The following is a 26,029-nucleotide window of genomic DNA, read 5'->3' as shown; positions in this document are numbered from 1 at the left end:
TTATCTAACTTATTTTTATTAATTTTATAGAGTTGGTAGTTCCAACTTTAAATATAGATTCTCCACAGTTTGCTATTATAATATCATCTTTTGTAGCCAGTTTCAGGTCTACAGAGACTTTTTCTGCCAATTGGAAGAATGAATCCAGACTTTCAGGCTGTCCATCAATAAAAGGAGTAATTCCTCTTACAATAAGAAGCTGATTAGCAGTTTTTTCATTATTAGTAATTGCTACAATTTCAGCTTTAGGGAAATATCTTCTCATATCTCTAGCTGCTCTACCTGACTGAGTTGCAACAACTATAACTTTTGTATCAAGAGATTCACTTATTTCAGCAGTACCTTTAGTGACAGCAGTAGTGATTGTCATATCCTCTGTAAAATAATTTTTCTTAGAAACAAGAGGATCAATTTTTTCTGATATTCTAGTCATTACTCTAACTGCCTCCACTGGATATTTACCATTAGCAGATTCACCAGAAAGCATAATACAGTCTGTACCATCAAGGATTGCATTAGCCACATCATTTACTTCTGCCCTTGTAGGTCTAGGATTTTTAATCATAGAATCAAGCATTTGAGTAGCTGTAATAACTACTTTTCCAACAGCATTGCATTTTTCTATCATCATCTTTTGAGCAATAGGCACATCTTCAATAGGTATTTCTACTCCAAGATCTCCTCTTGCTACCATGATACCATCAGACACTTTTAATATTTCATCAAAATTATCTATTCCTTCTTGAGTTTCTATTTTAGATATTATAAGAATATCTTTTCCACCATTTTCATTTAATACTTTTCTTACATCTTTTACATCATCAGCTTTTCTGATAAATGAAGCAGCGACATAATCAACACCTTGCTGGCAACCAAAAATAAGATCATTTTTATCTTTTTCAGATATAGCAGGAAGGCTTACTTTAGCTTTTGGGAGATTGACACCTTTATTTTCTCCAAGTTCTCCATTATTCAAAGCTATACATATTATTTTATTTCCAATGATTTCTTTTATACTGAATTGTAAAAGTCCATCATCAATAAGAAGTTTTTCTCCAATTTTAACATCCTGTATAATATCTTCATAAGTAACAGCTACCATTTTTTCATCACCAATTACAGATTTGTCAGTAGTGATAATGAATTCCTGTCCAGATACTATATTTACATTTTTTCCATCTTTAAGTTTAGTAGTTCTTATTTTAGGACCTTTAATATCAAGCATAAGAGCTGCTCTGATACCAGTTTCTATTTGTGCTGCCCTGAAATTATCTATTTTTTCTTTGTGTTCTTCATAGTTACCATGAGAGAAGTTTAGTCTCATCATATTCATTCCTGATTTAAGAAGTTCTTTCAAAGTTTCTTTTGTTTCAGAGCTTGGTCCAATGGTACATATTATTTTTGTTTTTTTCACAATAATACCTCCTGAATATATCTTTTCTTCTAAAAAGTTACTTTTATGATGAATTTAAAATACTATTATATTATACCCTTAATCTTGAAATTTTACAAAATATATATGAAAATACCTTGTCAAAGTTCAATTAATATTATATTATACTAGAATCTAATATATTAAAATATCTAAGGAGGAAATGATGAAAAATTTATTCAAAAAAGTTTTATTGCTGATGGTGCTTTCAGTTTCGACAGTTTATGCACAAGTTAAAAGTGTAACTGTACCATCACATTCAGTACCAAAGCAGCCTATAATAATTCAAGGACCTATGCCTATTGAAGCTCAAAATTTAGCTGCAAGACTTGAAAATGTAAGAGAGGAAAGAACAGGAAACTATATTTTCTACATAGGGACATTAGAAGGATATCCTGTAATTGTTACTAAAACAAGCAAGGGAATGGAAAATACTGCTGCTGCAACTGCTATTGCAATAGAAAGATTCAAGCCAGCAGCTATAATAAATCAGGGAACTTCTGGAGGACATGACAAGTCTTTAAATGTTGGAGATATTGTTCTAGGAAAGAGAACATTCAATGCTGGAAACTTTAAAACTCTAACTAGAAATGAAAAAGAAGGAAGTAATCCTTTTGAATGGCTGCCTATGGATGTAATGGCTTCTGAAGGAAGCGCTGGAGAAGGAACAGATGCAGAAAAAGTTCGTTATTATGAAGGAAATCCTATGCTTTTAAAAGCTGCAAATGCAGTAAAAAGTCAATATAAAAGAGGAAAAGTTGTAGAAGGAACTGTGGCATCAGCTAACTTCTGGAATAATGAAATTGATAGAATAAATTGGCTTCATGAAGAATTTGGATCAAGTGTAGAGGAAATGGAAGCTGCCAGTGCTGCTTTGATTTGTGAAGCATATAAAGTACCATTTCTTACAATCAGAGTTTTATCAAATAATAAAACAAATGGTGGAAAATATGATCCCAGTACAGCAAAAGATTGTCAGGATTATGTAGAAAAAATAGTTAAAGAATATATAAAAATGCTTGAAAAATAATATTATTAATATAGAGTGGATGACCAAAAAGCTAGATTAAATTTTAGAAACTTGGTCATCCACTTTTAAATTTTAAATAATTTTCCATAAAAGCATATTATTTTTAAAAATAATATTAGCTCCCATATTTTCTATAAGATCAAGAGTATTTAAAAAAGCAGCAACATCATAGATAAAAGTTATCTGAAAATATATAAAAAAATATTATTTAAATATAAAAATATATAATTTTATTTTATTAATGTTTTGTGCTAAAATTAACTTGAAAATAAGTAATTAAGTAAATAATATAGATGGAGGAATAATATGGATTTCAGAATTGACAAAGAACATGAGGATTTTATTTTGAAAGTAAAGGAGTTTACAGAAAAATATGTAAAACCAGCAGCAGCAGAGGTAGATAGAAAAGCAAAAGCACCAATAGAAAATTTAATAAAAATGGGTAAAAAAGGATTTATGGGAATACCTTTTGATAAGAAATATGGCGGAGCTGGACTCAATAATAAAATATATATAGCAGCTGTAGAGGAAATTTCAAAAGGATGTGCAGCAACAGGTGTAATAATGTCAGCTCACACATCTCTATGTGCATGGCCTATATATCAATATGGAAACGAAAAACAAAAAGGAGAATTTTTAGCACCATTGGCAAAGGGAGAAAAGCTTGGAGCATTTGGATGGACAGAAACTCAGGCAGGAACAAGAGTGACAGCAGTATTAGATGGAGATAAATACATATTGAATGGAGAAAAAGTTTTGATAACTAATGCTCTTGAAGCAGAAACATATGTAGTATTTGCTAAAACAGATATGGAAAAAGCTGAAAACAATTTATCTGCGTTTATAGTAGAAAAAGGAACAAAAGGTTTTTCAATAGGAGAACCAGAAGATAAGATGGGAGTAAGAGGTTCGTCTACTTGCAAGCTTATATTTGAAAACTGTGCAGTGCCTAAAGAAAATTTATTGGGAAAAGAGGGAGAAGGATTCAAAATAGCTATGAGTACACTGAATGGTGGGAGAATAGGAGTAGCAGCACAAGCTGTGGGACTAGCTCAGGGTGCTTTAGATGAAGCAATAAAATATGTAAAAGAAAGAGAAGTTAATGGAAAAAAAGTATCTCAATTTCAAAATACACAATTTTTAATAGCTGATTTACAAACTAGAATAAATGCGGTTAGACTTTTGGCTTATCAGGCAGCTGATATGAAAGACAGAGGAGAAGATTATGGGTATATGGCTTCGATGGCAAAGTTCCTTGCTTCAGAAACAGCAATGCAAGTAACAGAAAAAGCAGTACAGCTTCTTGGTGGTAATGGATATTTAAAGAAATACCCTGTTGAAAGAATGATGAGAGATGCTAAAGTTACTGAAATATATGAAGGAACTTCAGAAGTTCAAAAAATTGTCATAGCAAATTGGATGGGAATTAAATAATAAAAAATAAATGATAGAAAAATATAGAAATTGATATGTAAAAAACTGTAAAAATTTATTGAGATTTAAAAAAAATATATTGATAGAATTTATTTAAAAAAAATATTTATAAGAAATAGGAGAAATTCTCCTATTTTTTTGTTGCCAAAAAAAGGTCAAAAATTACTAGTGTACTAAATAAATGAACAAAACAATTTTTTAAATTTTTGTAATGTAATGTTATTACTAAAGTATATTTATCAATGGGTTTATTAATATTTTAAATAGAATTATTTATAATTTTAAAAAAAGTGTAGTAAAAAAAAATGAACTTTGACTATTCTGTAATTTAAATTAAATATAATAATCATATATAATATATTACTTTCATCAATAAAAAAGAGTTGACTAAATATAACCATAGTATTATACTTGAGTCGTATTAAGGGATAAAGTTTCAGGACTTAATATATTAATTTAAAACATAAGGAACTGTTTTATATTATATTAGAATTAAAAAAAGAAATTATAAAAAGGTTAATTTTAATAAAATATGAATCAGAAAGATTAACAAAAGAAATGATTTATTAAATCAGGTTAATACCGAGGAGGAAAGTCATGGCAGTAACATTAGAAACAATCAAAAAAGCAAAGGAAACCATTGAGCATTCAATCAAAAGAACACCTTTAATAGAATGCCCTACACTGGAAAAAGAACTGGGAGGGAAAGTATTATTTAAATTGGAAAACCTTCAAAAGACAGGATCATTTAAAGTGAGAGGGGCTCTAAACAGAATAGCTAACCTTACAGAAGAAGAAAAGAAAAAAGGTGTTATTGCATCATCAGCAGGAAATCACGCACAGGGAATAGCTTTGGGAGCAACAGCACAAGGAATAAAATCAACAATAGTAATGCCTGAAACTGCACCAATAGCAAAAGTGGCAGCAACAAAAGGCTATGGAGCGGAAGTAGTATTATGTGGGACTGTATATGATGACGCTTTTGCGAAAGCATGTGAAATTCAAAAAGAAACAGGAGCAATATTCCTACATCCATTTGATGATGACTATGTAATTTCAGGACAAGGGACTATAGGATTAGAAATATTAGAAGATGCAATTGATATAGATACAGTACTAGTACCAATTGGAGGGGGAGGAATTCTTGCAGGAATAGCAACAGCAATAAAATCAATCAATCCATCAGTAAGAATCATAGGAGTAGAATCAGCAAATGCCGCATCAATGACAGAAGCTTTGGCAAAGGGAGAATGTTGTGAAGTATGCGCAACACCAACAATAGCAGATGGAATAGCAGTAAAAAAAGTAGGATGTAAAACTCTTGAACTTGTAAAACAATATGTAGATGAAGTAGTAACAGTAACAGAAGATGAAATAGCAAGAGCAATATTATTCTTAATGGAAAAAAGCAAAGTAGTAGCTGAAGGAGCAGGAGCAACACCTTTGGCAGCAATTTTGGCAGGAAAAGTTGACTGTAAAGGTAAAAAGACATGTGCAGTAGTGTCTGGAGGAAATATAGATGTAAATCTTATAGAAAGAGTATTGAACAGAGCTTTAATCAATGCAGGAAGAAGATATGAATTCAAAGTAAAAGTACATGACAGATTTGGAGAAACAGAAAAATTATTAAGTTTGATTACAGAAAACAGAGCCAATATTCTATTTATAACACAAAGTATGTATAATGTCGAATTAGGAATAACAATGCAGGAAGTAACATTGGTAATAGAATGCAGTGATATGACACATAGAGATGCAGTAAGAGCTAAAATAATAGAAGCAGGATATGAAATTCACTAATAAAATAGGGTTAATTAGGAATTAAAAAGCAGGTTAATAAAAATAAGTATATAAAAAACTAAAAAGGGAAGTGGAATTTATGAAAAAATTAGGATTATTACCAAAGCTTATAATAGGTTTGATAGCAGGTATTATAATCGGAAAAATTGGATTTGTACCATTACTAAGAATAATGATGACGTTTAATGGATTATTTGGAAACTTTTTACAGTTTGTAATTCCATTGATAATCTTAGGATTCGTAGCACCTGGTATTGGAGATTTAGGTAAAAAAGCTGGAAAACTATTAGCAGTTACTACAGTTCTTGCATATGGTTCAACAATTGTGTCTGGATCATTAGCATTCTTTACAAACTCTATTTTACTTAAAAAGATACTTCCAAGTGGAGCTGCTTTAGCAGAAGGAAGCCATCCAGAAGCAGGACTTTTAAGTGGTTATTTAACAGTTGATATGCCTCCAATCATGGGAGTTATGACAGCATTGTTAATGGCATTCATCATAGGTATTGGAATTGCAGTAGTTGAAGGAACAACTCTTAAAAACCTTATGAATGAAGTACAGACAATAGTTGAAAAAATAATAACAAATATTATTATTCCATTCTTGCCTCTATACATAGCAGGTATCTTTGCAAATATGACTTATGCTGGAGAAATAGTGAAAATCATGTCAGTATTTGCAAAAGTATTTGGAATAATTATAATTCTTCACTTTGTTATCCTATTGGTTCAATATACAATAGCTGGAACTTTAGCAGGAGCTAATCCATTATTATTAATAAGAAAAATGCTTCCTGCATATTTCACAGCAATTGGAACTCAGTCATCAGCAGCAACTATCCCAGTTACTCTTAACCAAACTAAAGAAAATGGAGTAAATGAAGGAATTGCAGACTTTACAATCCCATTATGCGCTACTATCCATCTATCAGGAAGTACAATAACACTTGTAAGCTGTTCAATGGCAGTAATGATGTTAAACGGAATGCCTATCACATTCTCAGGAATGTTTGGATTTATTCTTATGCTGGGAGTAACAATGGTAGCAGCACCAGGAGTACCAGGTGGAGCAGTAATGGCAGCACTTGGATTATTAGAAAGTATGCTGGGATTTGGTCCAGAACTTACATCTTTAATGATTGCTCTATATTTAACTCAAGACAGTTTTGGAACTGCTTGTAATGTAACTGGAGATGGGGCTATATCTATAATGGTTAATAAAATTGCTGGATTCAAATTAATAAAAAGAGAGAAAAAAGAAACTGTAGAAGCATAAAATATTAATTATTAATATTACAATAAATACTTAAAGGAAGGTAATTATGAAAGAAATTTTTGAAATAAGATGGCATGGAAGAGGTGGGCAAGGAGCCAAAACGGCTTCTTTACTTTTGGCAGATGCAGCATTCAGTGGTGGAATGTTCGTTCAAGGGTTCCCAGAGTATGGACCTGAAAGAATGGGAGCTCCGATTACTGCTTACAATCGTATCTCTAAAGATAGAGTTACTGTTCACTCTAATATCTATGAACCTGATTTTGTAGTTGTTGTTGATGAAACTCTTATTGAAAGTGTAGATGTTACTAAAGGTCTTAAAGAGGATGGAGCTATCATTATCAATAGTTCTAAGCCTGCTTCTGAATTTAAAGCTCTTTTAAAAGGATACAAAGGAAGAGTATGTACTTGTGATGCAAGAACTATTTCTGAGGAAACTCTTGGGAAAAACTTCCCTAACACTCCTATGCTTGGAGCAGTTGTAAAAGTAAGTGGAGTTATGGAAGAAAAAGCTTTCCTAGAAGCAATGGAAAACTCTTTTGCGCACAAATTTGCAAGTAAACCAGAAGTACTAAAAGGAAATATGGCTGCATTAGTACGTTCTATGAATGAGGTGAAAGAATAATGAAAAATAAAGCTGGTGTACCAATTACTGAAGATATTAGCTGGAGAGATATAACTCCTGGTGGAGTAGTTTATGAAGCTGGAAGTGCTCAGCACTTCAGAACAGGGGACTGGAGATCAATGAAACCAGTTCTTTTGAGAGATAAATGTATTGACTGTCTTCTATGTGTTCCTTGCTGCCCAGATTCAGCAATACCTGTAAAAGATGGAAAAAGATTAGAGTTTGATATGGATCATTGCAAAGGATGTGGAATTTGTGTTAAAGCATGTCCATTCAAAGCAATAGAATTGATAAAAGAGTAGTTCGGAGGTAGAATTAATGAGTATAAGAGAAAGAATGTCAGGAAACGAAGCTATTGCAATAGCAATGAGACAAATAAATCCAGATGTAGTACCTGCTTTTCCAATCACTCCATCAACAGAGATACCACAATATTTCTCTCAATATGTTGCTGATGGATCAGTAGACAGTGAATTTATTCCAGTAGAATCAGAGCACAGCGCTATGTCGGCTGCAATGGGATCACAAGCAGCAGGAGCTAGAACTATGACTGCTACTTCATCATGCGGACTTGCATTGATGTGGGAAATGCTTTATGTTGTAGCTTCTGCAAGACTTCCTGTAACTTTAGCATGTGTTAACAGAGCTCTTACAGGACCTATCAATATCAATGCAGACCATAGTGATTCTATGGGTGCAAGAGATGCTGGATGGATTCAGCTATACAGTGAAACAAATCAAGAAGCTTATGACAATATGCTTCAAGCTAACAGAATAGGAGAACATCCAGATGTTCAACTTCCTGTTATGGTATGTCAGGATGGATTCATCACAAGCCATGCTGTTGAAAATATAGAATTATTAGAAGACGACAAAGCTAAAGCTTTTGTTGGAGAATACAACCCAGAAGATTATCTTCTAAATGCTAAAAGACCTACAGCAGTAGGACCATATGATATTGTTTCTTACTATATGGAACATAAAGTAAGCCAAGCTCATGCTATGATGAATGCTAAAAAAGTAATTCTTGAAGTAGCAGCAGAATATGAAAAACTTACTGGAAGAAAATATGGACTGTTTGAAGAATATAAATTAGATGATGCAGAAGTTGCAATAGTGGTTATCAACTCAACTGCTGGAACAGCTAAAGCAGCTATAGAAGAAATGAGAAAAGAAGGTAAAAAAGTTGGACTTCTAAAAATCAGAGTATTCAGACCATTCCCAATGGAGGAAATAGCACAAGCGCTTAAAAATGTAAAAATGGTAGCAGTAATGGATAAATGCGAAGGATTCTCAGCAGCTGGAGGACCAGTATTTGCAGAGGTAAGATCAGCTCTTTATGACTGCAGCCCAAGACCAAAAATGATCAACTATGTATATGGACTTGGAGGAAGAGATATAACTGTAAATCATATAAAAGAGATCTTTAATACTCTATTGGCAGAGAAAGATCAAGAAGTAAAAGATACATATAGACATTTTGGTGTAAGAGGGTAGGAGGAAAGGAATATGGCATATAATTTCAAAAAAGAAATGGAAAAACCTGAAAGACTTACTGGAGGACACAGAATGTGTGCAGGGTGTGGAGCACCAGTAGCAGTAAGAGGAGTATTAAGAGCATTAAAAGAGGAAGATGAGGCAGTAATATGCAGTGCAACAAGCTGTCTTGAAGTATCAACTTTCCTTTATCCATATACAGCATGGAAAGATTCATTTATTCACTCAGCATTTGAAAATGCAGCAGCAACAATAAGTGGAGCCCAGACAGCATACAAAGTATTAAAGAAAAAAGGAAAAATAGATGAATCATATAAATTCATAGCTTTTGGAGGAGATGGAGGAACTTATGATATAGGATTCCAATCACTTTCAGGAGCAATGGAAAGAGGACATGATATGGTTTATGTATGTTATGACAATGAAGCATATATGAATACAGGTATCCAAAGATCATCAGCAACACCTATAGGAGCAGATACAACTACAACTCCAATAGGAAAAGAAAGCGCAGGAAAACCACAGGGAAGAAAAGATCTTACAGATGTAATATCAGCCCACAATGTGGCATATGTTGCTCAAACAACATTTATAGGAAACTTCAAAGACCTTCATGAGAAAGCAGAAAAAGCAATCTATACAGAGGGAGCAGCATTCCTAAACATATTAGCACCATGCCCAAGAGGATGGAGATATGAAGGTGAAGACCTGATGGAAATGTGTAAACTGGCAGTAGAAACTTGCTACTGGCCACTATTTGAAGTAATAGATGGAGAATGGAAATTAAGCTACAGACCAAAAGTAAAACTGCCTGTAGAAGAATTCTTGAAAAAACAAGGAAGATTCAAGCATCTATTTAAACCACAAAACAGACATATCATAGATAGAATCCAAAAAGATGTGGATTTGAAATGGGAAAGACTTCTTAAGAGATGTGGAGAAGAAATTTAAGAATAATAAAATATTGTCTGCAAACAATAGAACCTATACAAAGGAGCTGCCAAAAGGCAGCTTTTTTGTTGAAATTAATAAAAAGAAAAATATCTAATTTTAAGAGAGGAATATTTTGTTTGATAATATTTATTGACTTTTTTAGAAATAAAATCAATAAGTTATAATACTTATAGAAAAGTATTGGAAGATGAATTTGATTTAAATATTTTTTTGACAGATAAAAATGGTAAATCTTTTTAAAATTGAAAAACTTTCTAAAATAAAATATGATATTTTTGCAGAGTACTCAAATGCCAAAATCTATTGGTATGGAAAAAATAAAATATATAGTTGTTTAATTGTGCAGTATATATCAAATCTTGAACGGTATTTAGTAGTAGAAAAGAATACTCAAGTTATAAGAGGTTCGTTCCATTCTTTTCTTAAAAATGATATAATTATATTTTCTTTAATACTTGTATTGTTTATGTATTAAGTAGTCATACTATTAAAAGGTATAGTCATAAACTTTTTATTTTAAAAAGGATATAGAAAGATTGATTAGAATACCCATTATGTGATATAATGGCAGAAGAATAAGTGGAAACCTGTAACTCTGCCGCCGGGTAGAGAATGAATCAGGCGTTCGATTTTCACATCTTTAGGCCTTAGTAGATGTGGATAGTCGGACGCTTTTTTATTTGGAGGTAGAAATGGAAAAAAATGTTGTGCTTAAATCTTTTATCAAGTATGTGACTTTAAATGTAATGGGGATGATAGGATTCTCCTGCTATATTCTTGCAGATACTTATTTTATATCCAAAGGAATGGGAGCAGATGGACTTACATCTTTGAATCTGGCTATTCCTGTTTATACTTTTATTAATGGAACAGGATTGATGATAGGAATAGGTGGTGGAGCAAAATACGCAGTGCTGAAAGCTAAAGGAAATAATGAAGAAGCAGATAATATGTTTAACTATTCAATAAAAAGTGGAATTTTAACAGGAGTTATTTTCTTTTTAGCAGGAATATTTTTAGGGGACAGGATAAGTCATATGCTTGGTACAGATAATGTAACATTCAATATGACAAGTACTTATCTTAAAACAATTATGAGCTTTGCTCCTTTATTTATATTGAATAATATCTTTTTAGCTTTTGTGCGTAATGATGGAGATCCTAAACTTTCCATGGGTGCAATGGTTATTGGGAGTCTTTCAAACATAATTTTAGATTATGTATTTATATTCCTTTTAGATTTGGGAATGTTTGGAGCTGCTTTTGCTACTGGGCTTGCTCCAGTGATTAGTATGGGGTTTTTATCAATTCATTTACTAAGAAAAAGAAACAAATTTCATTTAAAAAAGATAAAAATAAAATTTGAGAAAATAAGAGAGCTATGTGGAACAGGAGCTTCCTCATTTATTACAGAAATTTCTTCAGGAATAGTACTGATAATATTTAATATGGTAATTTTGGAATTGAAAGGGAATATAGGTGTAGCTGCATATGGAGTAGTTGCAAATCTTGCTCTAGTAGTAATAGCAGTATTTACAGGTGTAGCTCAAGGAATACAGCCACTGGTAAGTAAAAGCTATGGAAGTAAAGACAAAGAACAGCTATATTATATTTTAAAATATTCATTGATTCTTTCTGTGGTCATAGCTGTAGTTATTTATGGAGTGGTATTATCATCAGCAGATACTTTAGTTTCAATATTTAATAAGAAAGAAAATAAAGAACTTGCATTATTAGCAATAAATGGGCTTCATATATATTTTACAGGTTTTATATTTGCAGGAATAAATATAGTATCAGCAGTATTTTTCAGTTCTATTGAGCATTCAAAAACAGGTTTTTTAATATCAATAGTAAGAGGATTTGTTGCTATAATACCATCAGTATGGATACTGGCACATATTTTTGGAATGACAGGGGTATGGTTGTCTTTTCCAACAGCAGAAACTTTTGCTGCAATATTAGTGCTTTATTTCATGTTCAACAATAGAAAATTATTTAAGAAATAAAACTAAAAGAGGAACTAGATTTTCTAGTTCCTCTCTTAGTTAATTATAGGAAATTTGTTGTCCCAAACCCTATTGGGAGGTTGAAAGTTATCCAGATTCCAAAGAAGATAATACTTGAAACAAGAATAGCCAGGGCATGAGGGATCATGTATGTAATGAGGTCACCAAGACCAAACTTTTTATTGTATTTATTACAGTAAATCAATATAAGAGCAAAATAACTCATCAGAGGAGAAATTACATTTGTAGATGAATCTCCTAGTCTATAAGCTAACTGAGCCAATTCTGGAGATATTCCCATCTTATGAAGCATAGGAAGGAATATTGGAGCTAAAAGAACGTATTTGCTAGTCATAGAACCAATAAATAGATTGGCAAAAGCACAGAATAATATAAATGCAATAACTAATGGCATTCCAGTAAGACCTATTCTAGAAAGAAATTTTCCTCCTTCAGCTGCAATGATAGTTCCTAGTTGACTGTAAGCAAACCAAGATATAAAGATAGAAGAGAAGAAGCATAAAACTATAAATGCACCAAAACCATCTAAAGCTTTAAAAAGTAAAGACATTAAATCCTTATCATTTCTAATTTTACCAGCTGCAATTCCATAAAATAATCCTGGAATAAAGAAAATAAAACAGATTACAGGAACTATTGCTGACAGAAGAGGACTCCAACCTAGTAGAAGAAGACCAGTAGTTGGATTTCTTAATGGTCCCCATGATGGAACAGATAGAAGTGCAATTATTGCAAATGAAACTATAAATCCAATCCCAGCATATTTAAGCCCTTTATTTTCTTCAATGCTTAGAGAAGTATCAAAATCTTCTTCAACTTCTTCTTCAGGTAAAAATTCATTTAATTTAGGCTCAATAAATTTGTCATTTACAAAGGCTACTATGAAAGTGATGAAGAATGTGAAGAAAAACATAAATATTGAGTTAGCAAGAGGAGTAACAACATAAGAAGAATCAACTATGCTGATTGCTGCTGTAGAAAGTCCTCCTAAAAGTGCATCAATGGAAACAAGACAAGCTGCAAATCCAGCTGATGTAGCACTGAATCCTAAAAGAACACCAGCTATTGGATTTCTTTTTAATTGTTTATACAAAATACCAGCTATTGGAACTACTAAAACATAACCAATATCTCCAGCAAAAGATGAATTTACACCTAAAAATGCTATAAAGAAAGAAACATATTTTCCATTAATTTTTTTCATAGCTTTTTTTAGAAAACTAGGGAATAAACCAACTTCATTTAAAAAATTGAAAAATAATGAAAAGAAAAGTACTACTCCTAAAGGTTCAAAAGATATGAAATTTTTAACTGCAGATTCAAATATCCATCTAATTCCTTCTGAATTAAGAAGATTTTTTACAGCAAATCTTTGTAATTCTATTGCCTTAGTAGAACGGTTAATCGTTTCTATTTCTACTGATACTCCCATTTTTGAAAGAATGACAGATAAAATCGCGATTGTAATTGAAAAAATAATGAAAATAGTTACAGGATGTGGAAGCTTATTTGCAATGACAGCTATCTTTCCCAAAAGTCCTTTTTTGTTTAAATTTGTTTCTGACATAAGATCTCTCCTTTTGATTAATTTAAGATTTATGCAACAGTTATTTTGTAGTGCATACTACAAATATACATATAAAAGTAGTAAAAGTCAATAATTTTTTTAGCAATATATTTGAAAAATGACTTAAAAGTTTTATAAAAGTTAGATAATTTCTATTTCTAAACAAAACAAAAAAATGTTTTATTTGTTTTTAAAAAATTTATCAATTAATTTAATTAAAAGATTTTGTAGTGCAAATAAAAACTCAATATATCTAACAAATATAGAAAATAATAAAATTTTGGAATATTTAATTTGCGAAATAAAAAATATTGACATAATAAAGAGATGGTGCTACAATAATTTTGTGCATATGCACAAAATAGGAGGTAATATGCCTAGAGGTAAAAAAAGAAGATGCTGCAGAATATTAGAAAATGAAACTATATTTAAGCCAACAGGAATACCATTATCAGAGATGAAAATAGTAGAATTAGAACTAGATGAATTAGAAGCTGTAAGATTATCTGATTATGAAGGAAAAAGTCAAATTGAAACAGGAGAGATAATGGGTGTATCAAGAGGAACTGTACAAAGATTATTAGCTTCTGGAAGAAAAAAGATAATGGATGGATTTTTACACTCAAAAGCAATAAAGCTAAAAAATACATACTCAAACTATAAAGATGAAAAAATAGAAAATGGAGATGATGAAAATGAGTAATGAAATTTTAAGAGTAGGATTTTCAACAAATGATGAGGTAATGTTGGAAGGGCATTTTGGACATTGTGAGAAATTTGTTATATATACTATTGAAAATGGAAAAGCTGTAAAAAAAGAAATTGTAGCTACGCCAGAACATGCACCAGGAGTATTTCCTAAATTCATAGCTGAACAAAAAGTTAATGTAGTTATTACTGGTGGAATGGGACAAAAAGCTATTGATATGCTAAAAGCTAATGGAACAGAAGTTATACTTGGAGCAAGTGGAAAAATAGAAGATATATTAAAAACGTATCTTGAAGGAACTCTTGTTTCAAATGGAGTTGCTTGTGCACATCACCATCATGATCATCATGAGGAACATAACTGTAAACACTAATATTGAATAGTATTTTTTAAAACAGACTCAGATTTGGGTCTGTTTTTTGTTTAAACAAAAAATATGATTATTAAGTATAGAACTCTATTATCAATAATATAAATTTTAATATTATTATCAGGAAATAATTTTAATCTTAGAGATAGTTTTTAAATAAATATAGTATTTAAGGTATTTTTTATGAAGAAAATTATGAAATTTTTAAAGGAGTTGATAGATACTGATTGAATATATAAAATAGAACATATATTCAAACTTAGGGAGGTAAAAATGAAAAAAATATTTTTCTCAATGTTAGTTGTGTTATTTGCTGCTTGTGGAGGTGCCAAAGATATAACAGTGGACAAACTTTCTTTTGAAAAGAAAAGTGACGCTTTCTCATATAATATTACTGTTCCTCAAATAAAAGATTCAGGAAATAAAAATGTAGAGGAATTAAATGAAGAGCTTGCTTCTGATGCAAAGGCACTTATTGATTCAATAGAAAAAGGAGAAGAGGATACACCTGAATTCTATGAGGAAGGATTTGAAACTTTTAAAAATTCATTTGAAGTTACTTCAATATTAATGGGATCATATGGAATCTCAAAAGGAGATGCACATGGATATGGAGCATCACAAAGTATTAATATAAGAAATAAAGATGGAAGAATTATTACTTTTGATGATGTTTTTACAAAAGAGGGAGAAGCATATTTGAATGAACAAGTGAAAGCTGCAGTTCAAGGAAATAGTGATAGAGTAGTTTTAAATTCAAATGGAGATAAAGTTACAATATTTTTTGATGAACCTGAAATAAATATTAGAAATGCTTCTATGTATTTTGAATTAGATGACATATGTTTCCTTTTTGAAACTTATGAGTTAACACCTAATTCAGAAGGGAAGCCAGTATTTAGATTTCCAAAAACAGAAATACAAAGTTTCTTACTGAAATAGAATTACATAATATTAAAAAACTCTTATGAAAATGGGCATTCACATGGTGGATGCCTATTTCTTTTTTTATAAATAAAAAAGCTGCAGGAGAATATCTTCTACAGCTTAAATCTTTATATGAGATTAGAATGGAAATTCGTCATCATCATCAAAAGGAGCTTCATCAGCTTCTTTTACAGATGGCTTAGGAGCTGAGGCAGGAGCAGCTGCTGCATAGTCATGAGGCTCATAACCAGCAGAATCTCCAGAACTCTTAGCTTCTAAGAATTCAATATTTTCAACAAGTACATCATAGCTTGTTCTTTTTTCTCCATTTGCTTCATATCTATTCATTTGAAGTCTTCCAGTAACTCCAACTTTTCTTCCTTTTCTTAAATATTCTCCTATAAGTTCAGCAGTTTTTCCAAAAGCTACGCAATTGATAAAATCAGCTTCACCTTTTTGGAATGGTCTATCTACTGCAAGTGAAAATCTAGAGTATGCCTTTCCACTTTGCCCAAATTTCAATTCAGGGTCTCTAGTTAATCTTCCAGTTAAAACAACTAAGTTCATTTAATAACCTCCTAATATTTTATCTATAACAATGTAATTATATCAGAAAAATGTGCTAAAAACAATTTGATATTTAAATAAGTTTTTTAAGAGAGAGTTAAAAATAAAAATTCTGACTATATTTTTTAGCTTTATAGATTAATAAATAATTGAATGTCCAATTTTATTGACCTTTGAGGGAAAAAATAAAAGGAAATCTCTTTTTTTTATGAATACCTAGAGTATAAAACGTAACGAAAGATTTTGATGGGAAGCAGGCGTACCTGTTTATAATAATTTTAATTACAGAAGGAGTGAACACGATGACAGAAAAAGAATTTTTAAGTTTATATCAAAAGAAAAGAGGATTAAAAAGTTTAAATGAGGCTAAAGAGAAAGTAAATATGTTCTGGGATACATTATTTGAAGCATTGGAAGAAAATGAATCAGTAAGTTTCAGAGGGTGGGGAGTATTTGAAAAAAAAGTAGTTCCTGCTAGGAGAATAATGAATATAAATACTAAGAAAATACAGTATTCAACACCTAGAAAAACAGTTAGATTCAGAACTGGAAGTAATCTTTCTTTGAGGATTAATGAAGAAAAAAAAGCGAACTAATATATGGAATGAAAAAACAGAGCTTAGCATAAGGCTCTGTTTTTTATATTAAAATCAATTATTTTTATCCACTTATCTTGACAAAACCTCAACAAGATGATAAAATTTCTTTAATTCTAAATTTTAGGAGAGGAATGATATGAGAGAGGCAGATTTTATAAAATTATACAAAAAAAGAAGTGGAGATAAAGATAAAAAAATATCTAAGGAGAAAGTTGACAGGTTTTGGAGAATGCTTTTTAAAGCATTAGAAGAAGGAGATAAAGTAAAATTTAAAGATTGGGGACTATTTGAAATTAAAGAAATGAGATCAAGAAAAATAATAGTTCCAGTTTCTACTGAGGTAATATATACAAAACCTAAGAAAACTATAAAATTCAGAGCTGGAAAAGGATTAATAGATTTGATAAACAACGAGAGTGGTGGTGATGATGAATAAAATTCAATTAGCTGAATTCTATAGAAAAGAAAGTAATGGAGAAATAAGTAAAGCAAAAGCTTTGAAAGAAATTAATGACTTTATAGAAACATTAAATGAAGCTTTGGTAATGGATGGAAAAGTAAAATTTCATGAGAAGGCAACATTTGAAATATTAGTAAGAAAACCAAGAGTAATTTCTAATCCTGCTACAAGAGAGCTTATAGAAATATATCCTAAAAAGACAGTGAAGTTCAGACTTTCTAAAATGGTAGAAAAGGATTAAAGTTTTTAATACTATTTCATTTGATAAAAGTACACTATAAATATTGGATAAAATCAATATTTGAAGGTGTACTTTTTTATATTAAAAAATATAAAAATGCACCAAAATTTTATATAAGACTTTGTATAGATTTATGATATAATATGAGATGGAAAATAAATAACCTATGGAGGAGAAAAAATGAAGAAAGCTGTACTTTTAGATGTAAGTGCAATAATGTATAGAGCATATTTTGCCAACATGAATTTTAGAACTAAAAATGAACCTACAGGAGCAGTATATGGTTTTACTAATACACTTTTGAGTATTATAAAAGAATTCTCCCCTGATTATATAGGAGCAGCTTTTGATGTAAAGAGAGCTTCTCTGAAAAGAAGTGAGATATACAGTGAATATAAAGCTCAAAGAGATGCAGTTCCTGAAGATCTTCTTTTACAAATACCAAGAATAGAAGAACTATTAGATGGCTTCAATATAAACAGATTTAAAATAGAAGGATATGAAGCTGATGATGTAATGGGGACACTTTCTCAAAAACTTTCAAAAGAAGGGATAGAAGTAATTGTAGTTACAGGAGATAAGGATTTAGCTCAAATACTTGATAAAAATGTTAAAATTGCTCTTCTTGGAAAAGGAGAAGGTGGAGATAAATTTAAAATATTAGAAACTGATGAAGATGTTGTAGAATATTTAGGAGTAACTTCTAAAATGATTCCAGATTTCTTTGGACTGATTGGAGATTCCAGTGATGGAATACCAGGAGTTAGAAAAATTGGACCTAAAAAGGCTGCACCTATGCTTGAAAAATATGGAGATTTAGAAGGGATTTACGAGAATATTGATAAACTGACTGAAATACCAGGGATAGGAAAATCTCTTATAACAAATATGATAGAAGATAAAGAGATAGCTTTTATGAGCAGAAAACTTGCTACTATTGAAAAGGATATTCCAATAGACTGTACAATAGATGATTTAAAATATTCAGCAGATAATAAAAAACTTTTAGAACTTTTTAAAACACTTGAATTCAGAGTGCTGGTAAAGAAGATGGGATTAGAAGCAGCTCCATCAGTGACAGAAAAAGCTCCAGAAGTGACAAGTACAAATCTACAGATGGGATTGTTTTCAACTGTTGCTGTACAAGAAAGCGAGCCTGCAGCAGTAATATCAAAAGATAGAAGTTTTATTGTTATAGATGATGAAGAGAAATTTAAACAATTCACTGATAAATTAGCAGGAGAAAAGAGATTAGCCTTTTTCTATTCAGGAACAGGGTTTGCTGTAAGTTCTGTGAAAGATGATTTTTATCTTCCTCTGGGACATACACCATTATTTCATAAAAATCTTGATTTAAACAAAATAAAAGAATTTTTCAGAAACTCTGACTCTAAATTTATAACATATAATTTCAAACCTTTACTAAATGAGGGAGTAGAAATAAAAAATATGGATATGGATCTGATGATAGCATATCATTTGATATCTTCTCAAACTAAAGAGGGAGTAGAAATACCTCTTGAACAGCTTTCAGGAATAGATATAGCTCCATATTCAGAAAAATTTGGGAAAGAAGCACCAGGGAATCTTTCTACTGAAGAGTATGGAAAGTTTCTTACAGAGAGAAGCAAGGGAATAATGGAAACTTATGGTATAGCAATGGAAGAGATTAAGGGAAAAGATCTTTTTGAAGTTCTTGAAAAAACAGAAATGCCCCTTATCAAAGTTCTTTCTGCAATGGAAAGAAAAGGAATAAAAATTGATCCTGTTTATTTTGCTAAATATGAAAAAGAACTTGAAATATTGTTAAGTGATCTTCAAAAGAAAATATTTGAAATAGCAGGAGAAGAGTTTAATCTGAATTCACCTAAGCAATTGGCTGAGGTATTATTCTTTAAGTTGAATTTAGACCCTGTAAAGAAAACTAAAACAGGACTTTCTACAGATGAAGAAGTATTGGAAAAATTGAAAAATGATGGAGTGGAAATAGCTTCTTATATACTTGAGTATAGAAAATATGCAAAATTAAAAAATACATATGTAGATGCTCTTCCTAAACTGGCAGACAGCAAGGACAGACTTCATACTACTTTCAACCAGATAGGAACTACTACTGGAAGACTTTCATCATCTAATCCTAATCTTCAAAATATTCCTGTAAAAACAGATGAAGGAATGAAAATAAGGCAGGGATTTATAGCTGATAGTGGAAATGTTCTTATGGGCATAGACTATTCACAGATAGAACTTAGAGTTCTGGCAGAATTATCAAAAGATGAAAATCTGATAGCTGCTTATAAAAATAATGAAGATCTTCACAGAGTAACAGCAAAAAAAATCTTTGAACTGGGAGAAGGGGAAGAAGTAAGCCGTGAGCAGAGAATAATTGCCAAGACAATAAACTTCAGTATAATATATGGAAAGACTGCTTTTGGATTATCTAAAGAATTGGGAATACCTCAAAAAGAAGCTACAGACTATATCAACAGGTATTTTGAACAGTATCCTAGAGTTAAAGATTTTGAAAGATCAATAATTGATTATGCTGAAAAAAATGGATATACAGAAACTTATTTTGGTAGAAGAAGAATAATAGAAGGAATAATTTCAAAAAATAAAAATATAAAAAATCAGGCTGAAAGAATGGCAGTAAATAGTGTAATACAAGGAACTGCTGCTGAAATATTGAAAAAAGTTATGATAGAAATATTTAAAGTTATAGATGGTAAAGAGGATATATCTCTTCTTTTACAAGTACATGATGAACTTATATTTGAAATAAAAGAGGAAAAAGTTGAAGAATACAGAACAATAATAGAAAATATCATGAGAAATTCTGTTAAATTCAATGATGTAGTTCTTGATATAAATACTAATATAGGTAAAAACTGGGCAGAAACAAAATAATTAAAATCACTAGGGGGGAGTACAGAAATGTCTTACACCTTTAAAGTAAAGCAGGAGATACTTGCTAATGAAATGATTACTGAAATAGAAAAAACAGCAGAATTATCTGCTGTCCTGCTTAGTAAGAATGCATTAGGAAAGGATAAAGTAGAACTTAAACTTGAAAATCTTCCTTTAGCGAAGAGAGTATATAAGATACTTAAAGAAGTAACTGATCTTACTATTGGAATAAAGTATCTTACAAGCAGAAGGCTTGGAGAACATAATGTTTATATTATAACTGTACAGAAGCAAAGAGGATATAGAGATTTTATAAATAAAATAAATATATCTCAAGGAGTAATATCAGCTAGTGAAGATATACTAAAAGGCTTCATAAGAGGTATATTTTTAGCGTGTGGATATATAAAAGATCCAGTAAAAGAATATGCTTTGGATTTTTTCATAGATAATGAAGAGGCAGCAGATAAACTTTATGAATTGCTTCAGGAAAAGGGAAAAAAAGTATTTAAAACTAAAAAGAGAAACAAACCTCTTGTATATCTTAGAAATTCTGAAGATATAATGGATGTAATGGTAATGATTGGAACTATACAGGCTTTCTTCAAATATGAAGAAACTACTATGATAAAGGACTTGAAAAATAAAACTATCAGAGAAATGAACTGGGAAGTTGCTAACGAAACTAAAACATTAAACACTGGTAATAATCAAATAAAAATGATAAATTATATAGGAAAAGTACTTGGTCTGAATACCTTGAGTCCTGTGTTGGAAGAAGTAGCATTTTTAAGATTACAGAATCCTGAAAGTTCTCTTCAAGAAATAGCTGAAATGATTGGTATATCAAAATCAGGAGTAAGAAACAGATTTAGAAGAATCGAAGAAATTTACAACAATCTTTTAGAGGAAGAAAGAGAATAGGGGAATAAGCAATATGAAGATAATCAATGACATTTTTGATACAAAGGAACAATTCCATAATAGCTATGTTGCTATAGGAACATTTGATGGAATACATTATGGGCATCAGCAGCTGATAGAAGCAGCTGTAGAAAAAGCTAAGGAAAACAATGGGATATCTGTTGTATTTACTTTTGCTAATCATCCTATGGAAGTAATAGATGCTTCAAAAACACCTAAATGTATCAATACTTTAGAAGAAAAAATATATATATTAGAAAGTATGGGAATAGATTACCTCATACTTCAGCCTTTTAATAAAAAATTTGCTGATTTGACAGCTATAGAATTTGTAAAAATATTGAAAAAAGATGTAGACAGTAAAGAAATATTTGTTGGATTCAACTTTTCCTTTGGAGAAGGGGGAAAGGCAAAAACTAAAGATTTAATAACCATTGGAGAAGATATGGGTATTAAAGTTAATGAAATACCTGCTGTAACTCTTGATGATCAAGTTATAAGTTCTACTCTTATTAGAAAAAGTATTCAGAGAGGAGAATTTGAAAAAGTAAATAAATACTTAGGACATCAGTTTTTAATAATTGGTGAAGTAATACATGGTAAAAAAATTGCAAGGCAGCTTGGATTTCCTACTGCCAATATAAAACTATCAAATAGATTGTATCCTCCCTTTGGAATATATGGCGCTATGGTAAAAATAGAGGGAGAAGATATTGAGAGGTATGGAGTAGTGAATATAGGTGTCAATCCTACTTTGAAACCGGGAGAGAGAAGTGTAGAAGTACATATTCTTGATTTTGATGGAGATATCTATGGGAAAAAAATATATGTAGAGATAATGAAATTCATGAGAGATGAAAAGAAATTCAGCTCTGTAGATGAACTTAAACAGGTAATAGGAAATGATGTAAAAAATTGGCAGAATTTTGTAAAAGTGAGGAAAAATGGATATAGTTCTAAAGATAGATAACTTTGAAGGGCCTTTGGACCTTCTTCTTCATCTTATAGAAAAAAAAAAGCTGAAGATATCTGAAATAAAAATATCTCAAATAATAGATGAATATCTTTCTGTGCTGGAACAGGCAAAAGATGAAAACTTCCATATAAAAGTGGAATTTCTTGTTGTAGCTTCTGAACTTTTAGAAATAAAGGCTTCAACCCTTCTTACTATCAATGATGAACAGAATAAAGAAAAAGAATTGAAAAGAAGGCTGGAGGATTACAAACTTTTCAAAGAAATAGCTGTAAAAGTTTCAGAAATGGAAAATGAGTATAATATCTCTTACTCTAGAGGTGAAGGAAGAAAGATAATTAAAAAAGTAGCAAAAGAATATGATCTTTCAAAATTAAAAGCTGGGGATTTATATAGCTCATATGTAAAATATCTCAAGAAAAATGAAGATGATGAGTACATGGAACTTCATTTAGATAAGCAATATACCCTGAAAGATGAAATGGATAGGCTGTATTTAAAGACTTTCTCACAAAATAGAACTTTTGACTCTCTTTTTAAAGAAGCAGAGAATAGAATGCATCTTGTTTATATATTTCTTGCTATATTAGAATTATATAAAGATGGACTTATACTTATAGATGGAGATATGGTCATGAGAAATAAACATGAATCATAAATAAATTAACAAGATTAAAAATAATAATTACATATAATAAAAATAGAGGAGTTTTTTTATGTTTAGAAGTGGGCTTCTAGTAATGATAATAACAATGGTAAGCAGAGTGCTGGGATTAGTAAGAGCAACTATCATAGCTTACTACTTTGGTGCCTCAGGAGCAACAGATGCGTATTTTAGTGCTTTTAAAATAAGTAATTTCTTTAGACAATTACTGGGAGAAGGAGCATTGGGAAGCTCATTTATTCCCCTATATAATGAAAAAATAGAAACAGAAGGGGAAGAAAAAGGAAAGGAATTCATATATTCTATACTGAATCTTATTTTTATTTTCAGTACCTTAATAACTCTCTTAATGATAATATTTTCACAGGATATAATAAACCTTATTGTAAATGGATTTCCTACTGAAACAAAGATATTGGCATCTCAGCTTTTAAAAATAATGTCAGTATATTTTATATTTATAAGCCTTTCTGGAATGATATGTGCTATGCTGAATAATTTTAAGCAGTTTGCTATACCAGCTTCTACTTCAATATTTTTCAACTTAGCTATAATTCTTGCTTCGATGGGATTCAGTAAAACTTTTGGTATATCAGCTCTAGCATATGGGGTAGTTTTAGGAGGGGCATTTCAGCTTTTAATAGTACTTCCATCATTCTTTAAAATAGTAAAAGGATATTCTTTTAAAATAAATTGGAAAGATCCATACCTGAAAAAAATATTTATACTTATGTGCCCTATGCTTGTAGGAATAGTTGCCAGACAGGTAAATACAATAGTAGATCAGGTATTTGCTTCATATCTGCAAGAGGGGGGAGTTACTGCCCTTGAGAATGCAACAAGATTATATCTGCTTCCAGTGGGAGTATTTGGAGTATCTATATCTACAGTCATATTCCCTGTACTGTCAAAGGCAGTAGCAAAAAATGATTTAAAGACAGCAGAAAATAATATTGTTAAAGGATTAAATATACTTCTTTTCCTTATTATACCATCAATAGCAGTATTGACATTTTATTCAGCAGATGTAATCAGATTGACTCTTTCTTATGGAAAGTTTGGAGAAGATGCGGTAAAAGTTACATCAGAAGCTCTTCTTTATTATTCATTGGGGTTGTATTTTTATACAGCTATATATTTGATGACAAGAGCATTTTACAGTGTAAAGAACAGTTCTTATCCTGTAAGATTTTCTATTGTTTCTATTATTATAAATATAGTGCTTAACTTTGCTTTGATAAAGCCAATGGCATATAGAGGGCTTGCACTTTCTACATCAATAGCTTCAGGAGTAAATTTTATCCTCCTTGTATATATATTCAGAAAAAAATATATGAAGTTCCCATTGAAAAGATCACTTATATTCTTTGGAAAGGTAATGCTTACTACAGCAATTGCTTTAGGGGCAAGTTATTATGTGCATAATACTGTTATTAAACTGCTTGTATTTTCAGCAGTATATATGATATTCTGGGCGAAATCTCTTATAAAAAATAAAATGGAAGTGTTTTAATCTATGAAAGAAGAGTATAATTACAGTATTTATACCCCTCATAAGATAGCAAAAGAAATCATAGAACAGGCATTTAACTGCTATTTTGGTGAGAATAAAACTCTGAAAAAATTAAAAAATGTAAAACTGGGAGATCTTTCTTGTGGAAATGGGAATCTTTTATTGATAGCTTTGGAAAAACTTCTGGAGATATCTAAAGAGATAGCAGGAGAGTATTTTTTTGTGGACTCTTGGATAACAGGTTTTGATATAAACGAAGAAGCAGTAAAATTAACAATGATAAGAGGAAGAGAGCTATTAAAAAAGTATAGACTTATAGGGGAAGTAAAAGTGCTGTGCTGTAATTCTTTGGAAATAGAAAATATGAAATTTAATATACTTTTAGGAAATCCACCATACTTGGGAGAAAAGAATAATAAAAGTATATTTCAGGAGATAAGAAAAACAGAGTTTGGAAAAAATTATTATGAAGCTAGAATGGACTATTTCTATTTTTTTATAGAAAAGGGAATAGAAATATTAGAAGATAATGGAATAATGGCATATATTACTACTAATTACTGGCTGAGAGCTGACAGTGGTAAAAAGCTCAGACAGGTACTAAGAGAAAATGGAAACTTTATAGAAATAAAAAATTATGATAATTCAGTATTTACTAAAGCAGTAGGACAGCATAATATAATATTTCTTTGGGAAAAGGACAAAAAGAAAGATAAAAAAGTAAAAATAAGTATTCCTGAAAAAGACTTTGAAATAAAAAATTCGCTGCTGTATGATGAAAGTGGAAAAATTGTTCTTGCTGATGAGGAAATATTAAAGTTTAATAAGAAAATTTTGAGAATGTCTAATTATAAAATGAAGGACTTAGTTAATGTTAATCAGGGAATTGTTTCTGGGTTAGATGAAGCATATATATTTGAAGATTATAAGGAAGAGTTTAAAGAGTTTTTAAAACCTTTTTATAAGAATAAGGACATAGGAAAATATACAAATAAAGAAAATAGTTTCTGGATATTGTATTTAGATGAAAAGGCTATTCCTGATGAAACTGTTATGAAGCATTTGGCAAAATATCAAAATAAACTTTCTCAAAGAAGAGAAGTGAAAACTGGGAGCATTAATTGGTGGGAGCTTCAATGGGCAAGAGAAAGAGAGATATTTACTAAACCTAAAATATTAGTACGTCAAAGATGTAAAATAAATCAGTTTTCTTATGATGAGGGAGAATTTTATGGAAGTGCAGATATATATTTTATAACAAAAAAAAGTGATGATTTAAGTCTTTTTTACATACTGGGCTACATAAATTCAGAAGTTTTTTTGCAATGGTTCAAATATAATGGTAAGATAAAAGGGAAGAATTTTGAGTTTTATTCTACCCCTTTAAAAGAAACTCCTATCTATTATTCTAAAAATAAAAAAGAGATTGTATATATAGAGGAACTAGTAAAAAAACAGATAAAAGAGTTTTCTCAGGAAAGAGAAAAGGAAATAAATGATTATTTCAGAAAAAAAATGATGTAGAGAAGTGAG

General features: G+C 30.6%; 25 protein-coding genes. 22 read left to right on the top strand and 3 right to left on the bottom strand.

Annotated elements, in window-relative coordinates:
* Nucleotides 1–4: 4 nt before the first annotated feature.
* On the bottom strand, nt 5–1,414 hold the full coding sequence (gene pykF / locus E0E45_RS07055) for a pyruvate kinase PykF (protein WP_130890518.1): 1,410 nt from the start codon (nt 1,412–1,414) through the stop codon (nt 5–7).
* A 184-nt stretch (nt 1,415–1,598) separates the two neighbouring features.
* Here pykF and E0E45_RS07050 point away from each other — a divergent pair, with 184 nt between their 5' ends.
* From E0E45_RS07050 to E0E45_RS07010, 10 genes are all read left to right on the top strand, one after another.
* On the top strand, nt 1,599–2,462 hold the full coding sequence (locus E0E45_RS07050; protein ID WP_130890517.1) for a 5'-methylthioadenosine/S-adenosylhomocysteine nucleosidase: 864 nt from the start codon (nt 1,599–1,601) through the stop codon (nt 2,460–2,462).
* A gap of 306 nt (nt 2,463–2,768) precedes the next feature.
* Complete coding sequence (locus tag E0E45_RS07045) at nt 2,769–3,896, top strand: acyl-CoA dehydrogenase family protein (protein ID WP_130890516.1); 1,128 nt, start codon at nt 2,769–2,771, stop codon at nt 3,894–3,896.
* Nucleotides 3,897–4,493: 597 nt separating this feature from the next.
* Entirely contained in the window at nt 4,494–5,696 is a 1,203-nt protein-coding gene (ilvA, locus tag E0E45_RS07040; protein WP_130890515.1) for a threonine ammonia-lyase, read from the top strand.
* Between the two features lie 79 nt (nt 5,697–5,775).
* A complete protein-coding gene (locus tag E0E45_RS07035; protein WP_130890514.1) occupies nt 5,776–6,972 on the top strand; it encodes a dicarboxylate/amino acid:cation symporter in 1,197 nt (398 codons plus the stop codon).
* Between the two features lie 46 nt (nt 6,973–7,018).
* A complete protein-coding gene (locus tag E0E45_RS07030) occupies nt 7,019–7,594 on the top strand; it encodes a 2-oxoacid:acceptor oxidoreductase family protein (RefSeq protein ID WP_130890513.1) in 576 nt (191 codons plus the stop codon).
* Entirely contained in the window at nt 7,594–7,896 is a 303-nt protein-coding gene (locus E0E45_RS07025) for a 4Fe-4S binding protein (protein ID WP_130889507.1), read from the top strand. The genes E0E45_RS07030 and E0E45_RS07025 overlap by 1 nt, the downstream gene beginning before the upstream one ends.
* A 16-nt stretch (nt 7,897–7,912) precedes the next feature.
* Nucleotides 7,913–9,091 carry a pyruvate ferredoxin oxidoreductase gene (porA, locus tag E0E45_RS07020; protein WP_130889506.1) on the top strand — a complete coding sequence of 393 codons (1,179 nt, stop codon included), beginning with the start codon at nt 7,913–7,915 and terminating at the stop codon, nt 9,089–9,091.
* 12 nt (nt 9,092–9,103) lie between these two features.
* Entirely contained in the window at nt 9,104–10,042 is a 939-nt protein-coding gene (locus tag E0E45_RS07015; protein ID WP_096403785.1) for a thiamine pyrophosphate-dependent enzyme, read from the top strand.
* 226 nt (nt 10,043–10,268) lie between these two features.
* Nucleotides 10,269–10,520 carry a hypothetical protein gene (locus tag E0E45_RS17670; RefSeq protein WP_172604169.1) on the top strand — a complete coding sequence of 84 codons (252 nt, stop codon included), beginning with the start codon at nt 10,269–10,271 and terminating at the stop codon, nt 10,518–10,520.
* Between the two features lie 217 nt (nt 10,521–10,737).
* Nucleotides 10,738–12,054, top strand: a complete 1,317-nt coding sequence (locus tag E0E45_RS07010; RefSeq protein ID WP_130890512.1) for an MATE family efflux transporter — start codon at nt 10,738–10,740, stop codon at nt 12,052–12,054.
* A gap of 43 nt (nt 12,055–12,097) precedes the next feature.
* Here E0E45_RS07010 and E0E45_RS07005 read toward each other — a convergent pair whose 3' ends face one another.
* Nucleotides 12,098–13,642, bottom strand: a complete 1,545-nt coding sequence (locus E0E45_RS07005; RefSeq protein ID WP_130890511.1) for an AbgT family transporter — start codon at nt 13,640–13,642, stop codon at nt 12,098–12,100.
* A gap of 373 nt (nt 13,643–14,015) precedes the next feature.
* Between E0E45_RS07005 and E0E45_RS07000 the strand changes: the two genes are divergently transcribed.
* From E0E45_RS07000 to E0E45_RS06990, 3 genes are all read left to right on the top strand, one after another.
* The gene (locus E0E45_RS07000) at nt 14,016–14,345 is read left to right on the top strand and encodes a DUF134 domain-containing protein (protein WP_130890510.1); all 330 of its coding nucleotides are present in this window, start codon (nt 14,016–14,018) and stop codon (nt 14,343–14,345) included.
* On the top strand, nt 14,338–14,724 hold the full coding sequence (locus E0E45_RS06995; RefSeq protein WP_130890509.1) for a NifB/NifX family molybdenum-iron cluster-binding protein: 387 nt from the start codon (nt 14,338–14,340) through the stop codon (nt 14,722–14,724). The genes E0E45_RS07000 and E0E45_RS06995 overlap by 8 nt, the downstream gene beginning before the upstream one ends.
* A 270-nt stretch (nt 14,725–14,994) precedes the next feature.
* Nucleotides 14,995–15,663 carry a DUF3298 domain-containing protein gene (locus E0E45_RS06990; RefSeq protein WP_130890508.1) on the top strand — a complete coding sequence of 223 codons (669 nt, stop codon included), beginning with the start codon at nt 14,995–14,997 and terminating at the stop codon, nt 15,661–15,663.
* A gap of 123 nt (nt 15,664–15,786) precedes the next feature.
* Here E0E45_RS06990 and E0E45_RS06985 read toward each other — a convergent pair whose 3' ends face one another.
* Entirely contained in the window at nt 15,787–16,215 is a 429-nt protein-coding gene (locus E0E45_RS06985) for a single-stranded DNA-binding protein (RefSeq protein ID WP_130890507.1), read from the bottom strand.
* Between the two features lie 302 nt (nt 16,216–16,517).
* Here E0E45_RS06985 and E0E45_RS06980 point away from each other — a divergent pair, with 302 nt between their 5' ends.
* From E0E45_RS06980 to E0E45_RS06940, 9 genes are all read left to right on the top strand, one after another.
* Nucleotides 16,518–16,811 carry an HU family DNA-binding protein gene (locus tag E0E45_RS06980; RefSeq protein WP_130890506.1) on the top strand — a complete coding sequence of 98 codons (294 nt, stop codon included), beginning with the start codon at nt 16,518–16,520 and terminating at the stop codon, nt 16,809–16,811.
* Between the two features lie 139 nt (nt 16,812–16,950).
* Nucleotides 16,951–17,250, top strand: coding sequence for an HU family DNA-binding protein (locus E0E45_RS06975; protein ID WP_130890505.1), 300 nt, complete (start codon nt 16,951–16,953; stop codon nt 17,248–17,250).
* Nucleotides 17,243–17,515 (top strand): HU family DNA-binding protein, encoded by a 273-nt coding sequence (locus E0E45_RS06970; protein WP_130890504.1) that lies wholly within the window; start codon nt 17,243–17,245, stop codon nt 17,513–17,515. The genes E0E45_RS06975 and E0E45_RS06970 overlap by 8 nt, the downstream gene beginning before the upstream one ends.
* A 180-nt stretch (nt 17,516–17,695) precedes the next feature.
* A complete protein-coding gene (gene polA, locus E0E45_RS06965; RefSeq protein WP_130890503.1) occupies nt 17,696–20,422 on the top strand; it encodes a DNA polymerase I in 2,727 nt (908 codons plus the stop codon).
* Nucleotides 20,423–20,449: 27 nt separating this feature from the next.
* Entirely contained in the window at nt 20,450–21,346 is an 897-nt protein-coding gene (gene whiA / locus E0E45_RS06960) for a DNA-binding protein WhiA (RefSeq protein ID WP_130890502.1), read from the top strand.
* 13 nt (nt 21,347–21,359) lie between these two features.
* Entirely contained in the window at nt 21,360–22,316 is a 957-nt protein-coding gene (locus tag E0E45_RS06955) for a bifunctional riboflavin kinase/FAD synthetase (protein WP_130890501.1), read from the top strand.
* A complete protein-coding gene (locus tag E0E45_RS06950) occupies nt 22,291–22,977 on the top strand; it encodes a segregation and condensation protein A (protein WP_130890500.1) in 687 nt (228 codons plus the stop codon). Before E0E45_RS06955 ends, E0E45_RS06950 begins: the two co-directional genes overlap by 26 nt.
* A 58-nt stretch (nt 22,978–23,035) precedes the next feature.
* Nucleotides 23,036–24,496 carry a murein biosynthesis integral membrane protein MurJ gene (gene murJ / locus E0E45_RS06945; protein ID WP_130890499.1) on the top strand — a complete coding sequence of 487 codons (1,461 nt, stop codon included), beginning with the start codon at nt 23,036–23,038 and terminating at the stop codon, nt 24,494–24,496.
* 3 nt (nt 24,497–24,499) lie between these two features.
* Nucleotides 24,500–26,020, top strand: a complete 1,521-nt coding sequence (locus E0E45_RS06940) for an Eco57I restriction-modification methylase domain-containing protein (RefSeq protein WP_130890498.1) — start codon at nt 24,500–24,502, stop codon at nt 26,018–26,020.
* Nucleotides 26,021–26,029: the final 9 nt, after the last annotated feature.

The sequence above is a fragment of the Fusobacterium ulcerans ATCC 49185 genome, assembly GCF_900683735.1.
GTDB classification, from domain to species: Bacteria; Fusobacteriota; Fusobacteriia; order Fusobacteriales; family Fusobacteriaceae; genus Fusobacterium_A; species Fusobacterium_A ulcerans_A.
This window is presented reverse-complemented; position numbering and strand designations above follow the sequence as displayed.

What these genes read in the sequence shown, in the direction of transcription:
- E0E45_RS07050 (WP_130890517.1), top strand. Translation starts at nt 1,599, where the DNA reads ATGAAAAATTTATTCAAAAAAGTTTTATTGCTGATGGTGCTTTCAGTT.
- E0E45_RS07045 (WP_130890516.1), top strand. Translation starts at nt 2,769, where the DNA reads ATGGATTTCAGAATTGACAAAGAACATGAGGATTTTATTTTGAAAGTA.
- ilvA (WP_130890515.1), top strand. Translation starts at nt 4,494, where the DNA reads ATGGCAGTAACATTAGAAACAATCAAAAAAGCAAAGGAAACCATTGAG.
- E0E45_RS07035 (WP_130890514.1), top strand. Translation starts at nt 5,776, where the DNA reads ATGAAAAAATTAGGATTATTACCAAAGCTTATAATAGGTTTGATAGCA.
- E0E45_RS07030 (WP_130890513.1), top strand. Translation starts at nt 7,019, where the DNA reads ATGAAAGAAATTTTTGAAATAAGATGGCATGGAAGAGGTGGGCAAGGA.
- E0E45_RS07025 (WP_130889507.1), top strand. Translation starts at nt 7,594, where the DNA reads ATGAAAAATAAAGCTGGTGTACCAATTACTGAAGATATTAGCTGGAGA.
- porA (WP_130889506.1), top strand. Translation starts at nt 7,913, where the DNA reads ATGAGTATAAGAGAAAGAATGTCAGGAAACGAAGCTATTGCAATAGCA.
- E0E45_RS07015 (WP_096403785.1), top strand. Translation starts at nt 9,104, where the DNA reads ATGGCATATAATTTCAAAAAAGAAATGGAAAAACCTGAAAGACTTACT.
- E0E45_RS17670 (WP_172604169.1), top strand. Translation starts at nt 10,269, where the DNA reads ATGGTAAATCTTTTTAAAATTGAAAAACTTTCTAAAATAAAATATGAT.
- E0E45_RS07010 (WP_130890512.1), top strand. Translation starts at nt 10,738, where the DNA reads ATGGAAAAAAATGTTGTGCTTAAATCTTTTATCAAGTATGTGACTTTA.
- E0E45_RS07005 (WP_130890511.1), bottom strand. Translation starts at nt 13,642, where the DNA reads ATGTCAGAAACAAATTTAAACAAAAAAGGACTTTTGGGAAAGATAGCT.
- E0E45_RS07000 (WP_130890510.1), top strand. Translation starts at nt 14,016, where the DNA reads ATGCCTAGAGGTAAAAAAAGAAGATGCTGCAGAATATTAGAAAATGAA.
- E0E45_RS06995 (WP_130890509.1), top strand. Translation starts at nt 14,338, where the DNA reads ATGAGTAATGAAATTTTAAGAGTAGGATTTTCAACAAATGATGAGGTA.
- E0E45_RS06990 (WP_130890508.1), top strand. Translation starts at nt 14,995, where the DNA reads ATGAAAAAAATATTTTTCTCAATGTTAGTTGTGTTATTTGCTGCTTGT.
- E0E45_RS06985 (WP_130890507.1), bottom strand. Translation starts at nt 16,215, where the DNA reads ATGAACTTAGTTGTTTTAACTGGAAGATTAACTAGAGACCCTGAATTG.
- E0E45_RS06980 (WP_130890506.1), top strand. Translation starts at nt 16,518, where the DNA reads ATGACAGAAAAAGAATTTTTAAGTTTATATCAAAAGAAAAGAGGATTA.
- E0E45_RS06975 (WP_130890505.1), top strand. Translation starts at nt 16,951, where the DNA reads ATGAGAGAGGCAGATTTTATAAAATTATACAAAAAAAGAAGTGGAGAT.
- E0E45_RS06970 (WP_130890504.1), top strand. Translation starts at nt 17,243, where the DNA reads ATGAATAAAATTCAATTAGCTGAATTCTATAGAAAAGAAAGTAATGGA.
- polA (WP_130890503.1), top strand. Translation starts at nt 17,696, where the DNA reads ATGAAGAAAGCTGTACTTTTAGATGTAAGTGCAATAATGTATAGAGCA.
- whiA (WP_130890502.1), top strand. Translation starts at nt 20,450, where the DNA reads ATGTCTTACACCTTTAAAGTAAAGCAGGAGATACTTGCTAATGAAATG.
- E0E45_RS06955 (WP_130890501.1), top strand. Translation starts at nt 21,360, where the DNA reads ATGAAGATAATCAATGACATTTTTGATACAAAGGAACAATTCCATAAT.
- E0E45_RS06950 (WP_130890500.1), top strand. Translation starts at nt 22,291, where the DNA reads ATGGATATAGTTCTAAAGATAGATAACTTTGAAGGGCCTTTGGACCTT.
- murJ (WP_130890499.1), top strand. Translation starts at nt 23,036, where the DNA reads ATGTTTAGAAGTGGGCTTCTAGTAATGATAATAACAATGGTAAGCAGA.
- E0E45_RS06940 (WP_130890498.1), top strand. Translation starts at nt 24,500, where the DNA reads ATGAAAGAAGAGTATAATTACAGTATTTATACCCCTCATAAGATAGCA.